At 46.3% G+C, this 1,362-nt stretch carries 1 protein-coding gene; it reads right to left on the bottom strand.

From position 1 onward, the window contains the following. Nucleotides 1-585: 585 nt before the first annotated feature. A partial coding sequence (locus tag A596_RS05015) for a cellulose binding domain-containing protein (RefSeq protein WP_200882871.1) occupies nt 586-1,362 on the bottom strand: 777 nt, incomplete at its 5' end.

The following is a 1,362-nucleotide window of genomic DNA, read 5'->3' as shown; positions in this document are numbered from 1 at the left end:
GCAGTAAATGATTTTGCACCGCTAACGTTACCGCCATCGGTTGTAGAAAAACCGCCGGTGCTGGCTGCCATGGCGCTACCACTAAAAAGGGCGATAGCAACAGCGGTTACTTTCAAGATAAAGCCAGAGCTTTTTGCAGTTGTTGGTTTAATGCGTAGCATAATTACAATCTCGTCTTAGTTATTAAAGTTAGACGGATTGACCGAAACCAAGCGGTGACGCAAGGGTAATTCCGATAGAGATAATGCACTTACTATTATTTTTATATTTTTATTTTGCTTCTTCTTTTTTGGCTGCCTGAAGAAACATCGCGATCTACAACACAGCTAATCAGGATAAATCTACTCACAGCGGAGCGACATTCAGTAACGGCTGAGTGTCGGGGTTTTTATTCTTGCACTTACGCAAAAGAAAATCCAGCGTCAGCACCGTGTCGTTTCCAATCGTTACAATTATGTTAAACACGGGGTACATAGCGGGATTTTTTTGCCCAAGTGAAATGCTATTCCTGGCCTTCATTCATCAATAAAAAAAGCGGATGGCATTTACACCATCAGCTTTTTTCGCATTAGCAAACCATGGAAATTAATTACAGACCGACCCGGTGACTACCGGAATTTCTGCGCTGGTGTGGTTGCCCTGGAAACCGAACTCTACGGTTTGTCCAGGCTGGATAACCGCATTCCAACTCAAGTTGCTCGCTGAATAACTGCCTGAGAAGTTAGCGTTCCAGGTACCACTCAGGGTGGTGCCGTTGGAATATTTCCAGCTGACATTCCATCCGTTAATGGCGCTGGTGCCTTTATTGGTAATGCGAATCGCGCCCACAAAACCTGAGCCCCAGTTATTCACAATTGCGTAACTGCAATTACCGGATGTATTCGGTGTACTGCTTGATGATTTACTGGACGACGTTGCGGCAATCGAGCTGGACGATTTGCTCGATGAAACAATCGAGGATTTGCTCGATGACGTTGCTACCGCAGAACTGGACGATTTGCTGGAAGAAACAATCGCAATAGAGCTTGAGGATTTACTGGAAGACGTTGCTGCAACAGAGCTCGGGGCAGACGACGATGAAGTTGTTGTTCCGCACACAGATGCATTTAATTGCGCATTATTTTTTCCAACACCAGCAACTTGCGCGAGCTTGTCTTTCACACATTGTGGAGACACCGGTGAATAGCTGTAAGGAATGCTGATTGGAAATGGTGCGGTGGTTGTCCAGTTGGTTGCATCGATGGTGCCGCCGCTGCTCCAGGTGATGTTGTAGGTTGCAAAATCCGCTGGCGATTTCACATTGTTATTACGCAAATCCCAGAAGCCGCAGTTGCTGCTGTCATAACGGCAAGTCACCGGGTT

The organism is Cellvibrio mixtus subsp. mixtus J3-8 (assembly GCF_000766945.1).
In the GTDB taxonomy this organism is placed as follows: Bacteria; Pseudomonadota; Gammaproteobacteria; order Pseudomonadales; family Cellvibrionaceae; genus Cellvibrio; species Cellvibrio mixtus_A.
This window is presented reverse-complemented; position numbering and strand designations above follow the sequence as displayed.